Below are 4,709 nucleotides of genomic sequence, written 5' to 3' on the forward strand. Positions count from 1 at the left end.
CGGTGACGGGCCACTTCCGGGCAGGCAAGCAGGGCGTCGAGGCAGGCCGAGGCCCGCTCGCGCATCAGAGAACGGTCGTCACGGAAGACGCGATGGACCGTGCGCGCTTCCTCTTCGTTTTTCGGGCGGATCTTCGGGCCGTAAAAGTCGGCAGCAAGCACGGCGTAGCCCATGCGGGACAGGCGGCGGGCATGGGCGATTGTGCTCTCCCGCAGGCCGGTGAATTCGTGGACGAGCAGCAGGCCCGGAAAGGGGCCCTCCGTGTCGGGTGTGACGAGGACGCTCTCCAGCCGGGTGTCGCCGTGTTGGTGGACGAGCGTTGTCTCGCGGCTCACGCGAAGTCGTCCTCGCTGAAGCGGGTGCCCATGATGCGCGAGGAAAGGCCGGGCCGATAGTCCGGTTCGTCCCCGCCGCCGTGATGGTAGGCGCAGAAGAAGTCCCCGTCCGGGGTGACGCACCAGCCGGAATAGCCGAAGTCCGCCCATGCGGCGCGCTCATCGTTCTTCAGTTCCAGTACGTTTTCCCGCATCCAGTTGTCGGGCAGGCCCTCGCGGTGGCTCCATGCCCAGTGGTGGTCCCGGAAGCAGGACGGTTCGTGCACGCTGAGCCGTACCTCGCGCCAGAGACTGTCCACGGCGTTGTCCTCGAACGGCAGGGGCGCCCCAAAGAGGATGCCGCGCGTTTCAGCGCTGTTCGGGTCGACGGTGATTTCGCATGCCGGGCTGCCGTTGACCGTGAGGGAGACCACGCCATTGCCGTAGATCAACCGGATGTCGTTGAACTTTCCGGGTTCCAGCGGAACAGGTGTGCCCCCTTCGGGCTCGATGCGGTCCGGGAAGACGCGCCACCATGTACCGAGGCGCAGTCCGCAGCCGTTGGGACCGGCTTCGTCCACCCGGAGCGATGCCGCAAGTTCTGCTGTTGCCGTGCGCGGGTCGGTCATGGGGCGCAGGGCGAAACGGGTCACGTCCTCGCCTGCGGGATTGGCGATGCGCATGCCCCTGTCCGTGAGTTGCGGCGGGTTTGCGCGCGAGAGTCGCCCGTGCACGCGGTAATCCGAGCACAGCTCGTCAAAGGTGCCGAGCCATGCGGCGGTTCCCCGGTCCGGGGCGACGTTTCGATAGGTGACCAGCAACTTGCCGGACGGGGTCAGCCCAAGAGTGGGGCGGTGGCCGATGAGCGGCGTGGGCAGCGGCTCGGACCACGTGTCCCCGTTGTCCTCGCTCAGGCAGAGGTACATGGGCTCATAGACCATGCTGTTCTCGCGCATGATGCAGGCGAGCCGCCCGTCTGGAAACATGCAGAGGCTCCCCTCGCAGAGCACGAGGTTCGGATGGTGCGGCAGTGGGCAGCGCTGTTGCCACGTCACGCCCCGATCCTCGGAGCGGTAGAACATCTGCTCGGTGGGGGCCTGCCGGATGGCGGGATGCGCCACGGTGCCCCGATGGTTGTGGCCTACGGTGAGCAGGGTCTCGCCATCCAGTTCAAGCGGACGGTCCAGCAGGCCGTGGCCGATGCCGGAGGCGTTTTCGTCAAAGGCCCAGTCCGCGCCGTTGTCCAGCGACCAGCCTACGTTGGGCCGCACGTCATCAAAGAGAATGATCTGTCCGTCCGAAAGCACGGTCATGCGCGGGCAGTGGCTGCGCCGGGCGCGGATCAGCCGGGGCCCGGACCACGTGCGGCCGGAGTCGGCGCTCGTCTGCATCAGTAGCTTGCGCCGTCTGCCCACATGCTGGTCGTATTCATTATAAACGGTTATGAGGGTGCCGTTCGCGGCGGTGCGGACGTCCGGAAAGCAGAGATAGTGCCCCGGCCTGTGGTCGATGACGCAATGACGGGAACGTTCGTCGGAAATGCTCGGCACGGGGGCCTCCCTGTGGTTTTTTTGCTAGTCGTCGGCCCTGTCGTCCTGCACCCGTTTGGTCTTGCCGAAGCTGCGCGGCAGCTCGCCGGGGTTGGCGATGCGGATTTCGCTCCTGACGAGGATGTGTTTTCTGATTTCGTCGGAGACCGCTTTTGCCAGCGCGGCATCGTTGCCGGAGTCCTCTCCCGGTTTGCGTTCAACGCGCACGGACATGTGGTCCAGCCCGTCGTGGCGGGTCAGGCTGATCTGGTATTCGGCGGAAACGCCGGGCACGTTGCCCAGCACTTCGGCGATCTGTCCGGGATAGATGTTCACGCCCCGGAAGATGAACATGTCGTCCGAGCGGCCGAGAATCCTGTCATGGCGGGGCATGGTCACGCCGCAGGCACACTGGCCGGGGAGCAGGCGGGTCAGGTCGCGGGTGCGGTAACGGATGAGCGGCGAGGCCTCCTTGCTCAGGGTGGTCACCACCATCTCGCCCACTTCGCCGGGCGCAACGGGTTTGAGCGTGTGCGGATCGAGGATCTCAAGGATGAAGATGTCCGCCCAGTAGTGCACGCCGTCGTGGGCCTGACAGTCGAGGCCCGTGCCGGGACCGTAGAGTTCGGTCATGCCGGTGATGTCGAAGCTGTCCTCCAGCCCGAGGGCGTCCTCGAACTGTTTGCGCATTTTCTGGGAGTGCGCCTCGCCGCCGAAGATGGCTTTTTTCAGGGCGATGCGTTCCAGCAGGCCGTTTTTCTGCACTTCCTCGCCCATGAGCAGGGCCATGGACGCGGTGGAACACAGGCAGGTGGGCTTGAGGTCCTCGAGTATCTGCAACTGGATTTCAAGCATCCCCGGACCCACCGGGATGGTCATGGCCCCGAAGCGTTCGCAGCCGAGCTGAAAGCCCGCCCCGGCGGTCCAGAGTCCGTAGCCCACGCAGACCTGCACGCGGTCCTCCACGGTCAGCCCGGCCAGTTCGTAGCAGCGGGCGAACATGTCTTTCCACGTGTCGATGTCTTTTTGGGTGTAACTGAGAATTTTGCGTTTGCCGGTGGTGCCGCTGGAGCCGTGGATGCGGACCACGTCCGATTCGGGCACCGAGAGCAGCGGCAGGGGATAGCCCGCCTTGAGGTCGTCCGCCGTGGTGAAGGGGAGCTTCGTGAGGTCGTCGAGCGAGGTGATGTCGCCGGGCTGCACGCCTGCTTCGTTCAGGCGCGAGCGGTAGAAGGGGCTGTTGTCGAAAGCGTGGCCCACGGTCCACTTGAGCCCTTCGGTCTGGATATCTGCGATCTGGTCCTCGGATAACTGCGGTATGAATCGGTGCTCGGACATGCGCTCCCCCGGTTGGTCCGCGCCTTGTGCGCGAACGGGAAATGAAGTAGCCAAATGGTGGCGGGCGCCGCATCTGCGGAGACGAGCGGCACGCTGTTGTATACATGCATAAATCCGACGGAATCTTCAAGTAGGAAGCCCCAATGACCAACCTGCTGGCCCTTCAGTTCAACCCGTGGTTCTCCATCCCTATCGCCGCCGTCATCGGCATGGTCCTGGGCAGTTTCTACACGGTCTGCGTGCATCGCTACGTGGAGGAAATCCCCATGAACAGCCCGAGGCGGTCCATGTGCCCCTCGTGCGGCAGCCAACTGGCGTGGTTCGAGAACATCCCGCTGGTGAGCTGGTGGGCGCTGGGCGGCAAGTGCCGTCACTGCGGGGAACGCATCGCCTTTTCCTACGTGGCCATCGAAGCGGTCAGCGTGGTCTGGGCCGTGGCGCTGGCCTGGAACATGGGCATGACCCTGCCGTGGGTGATTTACATGGTCTTCGGCGGCCTGCTCATCTTCGGCAGCTTCGTGGACCTGCGCTGCTATATCCTTCCGGACAGGGTCACGCTCGGTGGCTTCGTGCTGGTGCTGGCGGTGAAGGGCTTCTTCGGCTGGTACTTCGATGATTTTCAGGGGGCCATCCAGCCCGCGCTCATCGGGGCGGGCATTGGCGGCGGCGGATTCTGGCTGCTGCAGCAGCTCTACCGCATCGTCAGAAAAGAGGAGGGGCTCGGCACGGGCGACGTGAAGCTCATGCTGTTCATCGGCGCGCTGGTCGGGCCCATGGGGCTGCCGTTCACCATCCTCGCCGCTGCAGTGAGCGCACTGGTGGCGAGCGTCATCTACATGCGGCTGCCCGGCTCCAAGGGCCTCCAGACCCGCATCCCCTTCGGCCCGTTCCTGTGCCTCGGGGCCATGCTGCAACTGCTGGTGGGCGGGCAGGTGCTGCGCTGGTACCTGACCTTCTACTGATCCGAAAGCGCGTCGCGCAGGCCTTTGCCGAGGCCCATGCCCAGTGCAGGTTGTAGCCGCCAAGCGTCCGGTAACGTCCAGCACTTCGCCGATGAAGTGCAGTCCGGGCACGTCCCGACATTCCATGCTCTTCGATGATATGTGCGCCGTGTCCACCCCGCCTGCCGTGACTTCGGCCTTGGCGTACCCTTCTGTCTTGCGAGGCGTGAACGTGCGCCTGTGGATCAGTTCGCAGGCCGCTTCCGCGTCTTCCCTGCCCAGTTCGGCTACGGGGCGGCTGGCAATGCTCTCGGGAACGAGGGCGACGCACCGTTTCGGAAACAGCTTTGCCAGCAGCTTGCCGAGCGTTCCCTTTGCGGAGCGGGCTTCTTCGATGCGCTCGGCCAGCGAGGTCGCGGGCAGGAAGTCCACCACGAGCGGCTCCCCCCGTTGCCAGTAGAGCGAGGCCTGCATCGGCGCTGGGCCGGAGATGCCCTTGTGTGTGAAAAGCAGGTCGTCGCAGTGCCTGCGCCCTGCGGTTTCCACGCAGGCGGGCAGGGCGGTCCCTGCCAGCGAGCGGCAGAGGG

At 65.2% G+C, this 4,709-nt stretch carries 4 protein-coding genes and 1 pseudogene; 1 reads left to right on the plus strand and 4 read right to left on the minus strand.

Annotated elements, in window-relative coordinates; all coding sequences use genetic code 11:
* The 3 genes from JCM12178_RS16980 to JCM12178_RS16990 form a co-directional block, all read right to left on the minus strand.
* On the minus strand, positions 1–335 hold a 335-nt coding region (locus JCM12178_RS16980; protein ID WP_172677176.1), incomplete at its 3' end, for a dienelactone hydrolase family protein.
* Positions 332–1,864, minus strand: coding sequence for a sialidase family protein (locus JCM12178_RS16985; RefSeq protein WP_054653129.1), 1,533 nt, complete (start codon positions 1,862–1,864; stop codon positions 332–334). The genes JCM12178_RS16985 and JCM12178_RS16980, both read right to left, overlap by 4 nt.
* 24 nt (positions 1,865–1,888) lie before the next feature.
* Positions 1,889–3,181: a phenylacetate--CoA ligase family protein gene (locus JCM12178_RS16990; protein WP_054653131.1), complete on the minus strand. Its 1,293-nt coding sequence runs from the start codon at positions 3,179–3,181 to the stop codon at positions 1,889–1,891.
* Positions 3,182–3,324: 143 nt separating this feature from the next.
* Here JCM12178_RS16990 and JCM12178_RS16995 point away from each other — a divergent pair, with 143 nt between their 5' ends.
* Positions 3,325–4,143, plus strand: coding sequence for a prepilin peptidase (locus tag JCM12178_RS16995; protein ID WP_054653134.1), 819 nt, complete (start codon positions 3,325–3,327; stop codon positions 4,141–4,143).
* A 228-nt stretch (positions 4,144–4,371) separates the two neighbouring features.
* On the opposite strand, the pseudogene JCM12178_RS21150 reads toward JCM12178_RS16995, so the two are convergent.
* Positions 4,372–4,668: pseudogene (locus tag JCM12178_RS21150) on the minus strand (aminoacetone oxidase family FAD-binding enzyme); the annotation flags it as partial.
* Positions 4,669–4,709: the final 41 nt, after the last annotated feature.

Source organism: Salidesulfovibrio brasiliensis JCM 12178 (assembly GCF_001311825.1).
GTDB lineage: Bacteria > Desulfobacterota > Desulfovibrionia > Desulfovibrionales > Desulfovibrionaceae > Pseudodesulfovibrio > Pseudodesulfovibrio brasiliensis.

Coding starts and splice junctions, on each gene's coding strand:
- JCM12178_RS16990 (WP_054653131.1), bottom strand. CDS start 3,181: ATGTCCGAGCACCGATTCATACCGCAGTTATCCGAGGACCAGATCGCA.
- JCM12178_RS16995 (WP_054653134.1), top strand. CDS start 3,325: ATGACCAACCTGCTGGCCCTTCAGTTCAACCCGTGGTTCTCCATCCCT.